The organism is Nocardiopsis endophytica (assembly GCF_027706725.1).
Lineage (GTDB): Bacteria > Actinomycetota > Actinomycetes > Streptosporangiales > Streptosporangiaceae > Nocardiopsis_A > Nocardiopsis_A endophytica.
The window spans coordinates 1-1,283 of record NZ_JAQFWQ010000209.1 but is presented as its reverse complement, the minus strand read 5'-3'; the positions used below and the strand labels follow the sequence as shown (position 1 = coordinate 1,283).

Here is a 1,283-nt window from a genome sequence, read left to right as displayed (position 1 = left end):
GCACCGCGACTGACCCCTGACGGCAAATGGGGGGCCGCCCCCGCCGGGTGCGGCCCCCCATTTTTCGCCCCGCCCGCGCCCGGCCGCCGCCGGGCACGGGCGGGGCACCATACTTGCGGCATGAACCCACAACCGGACCTGCCCGCAGCCGTCGACACCCGCGCGCTATCGGCCCTGTCCAAGGAGCACCACGAACGCGCCACCCGCTTCCTGGGCGCCCAGGACCTCGGCGGGCACCTGGCCAAGGTCTACACCCTCACCGCCCCCAGGCGCTCGGTGACCGCACCCGGCGAGGACGCCGCGATGGACATCGCCCAGGGCCACCTGTCGCTGGGGGCCTACCGCGGCTCCCTGGGCCTGGCCGTGGTCATCGTCCACGCAGGCGCGGACGGCGACCACGTCCTGGTCCACAGCTGGCTCGAGGACCACATGTCCGACCTCGCCGTCTACACCGGCCGGGCGGGGCGCTCCGAGCTGCTCCGGCCCGGCCGGACCGGCCGGGCCCCCTGCGTCTGGGAGGCCCGCATCCTGGCGCACGAGCGCGACGCCTTCACCGCCCGCATCCTGGACGGCCGGGGCGATACGGCCGCCAGGATCACCGCCTGGTCCCAGGACGCCTTCGAGGGCGGGTGCCGGTGAGTGGGGCGGTGCGGCGCGCCCGCCCCGGCGACCTGCCGCGCATCGCCGAGCTGGCCGCCGAGCACGCCGCCTACGAGAAGGCCCCGCCCCCCGCCCCCGGCCTGGCCGAACGCCTCGGCGGCCTCCTCTTCGGCCGCCCCGAGCCCCGCCTGCACTGCCTGGTCGCCCTGGACCCCGGGGGCGGCATCGCCGGGTACGCGACCTGCTCGCCGGAGGTCTCCACCTGGCAGGGCCGCGAGTACCTGCACATGGACTGCCTCTTCCTGTCCGAAGGCGCCCGGGGGCTGGGGCTCGGCAGGCAGGTCATGGACGCCGTCGCCGACACCGCACGCGAACTCGGCCTCACCGAGGTCCAGTGGCAGACCCCCGCATGGAACGAGGGCGCGATCCGCTTCTACGACCGCCTGGGGGCCGGCGCCACGGACAAGCTCCGCTACACCCTGCCCGTCGCACCGTAGCCGCTCCCCGGCACCACCGGAGGGGCCCATGGGGGCCGACCCGGCGGTGCCGGCCGGCCCGGCGGGCCCCGTCCGCGCCCCCGGCGCCGCGCCCCAGGACGACGACCGCGGCGAGGACGGCCTCGGCGAGCTGATGGACGCCCTGGACTCCGCCGCCGACCGGGCCGGGCCCACGATCCACGGCTG

General features: G+C 77.0%; 2 protein-coding genes. Both read left to right on the top strand.

The features are described from left to right. Nucleotides 1-120 precede the first annotated feature (120 nt). Nucleotides 121-639, top strand: a complete 519-nt coding sequence (locus O4J56_RS31985; RefSeq protein WP_270690980.1) for a hypothetical protein — start codon at nt 121-123, stop codon at nt 637-639. Next, complete coding sequence (locus O4J56_RS31980; RefSeq protein ID WP_270690978.1) at nt 636-1,097, top strand: GNAT family N-acetyltransferase; 462 nt, start codon at nt 636-638, stop codon at nt 1,095-1,097. Before O4J56_RS31985 ends, O4J56_RS31980 begins: the two co-directional genes overlap by 4 nt. The last annotated feature ends 186 nt before the right edge of the window (nt 1,098-1,283 follow it).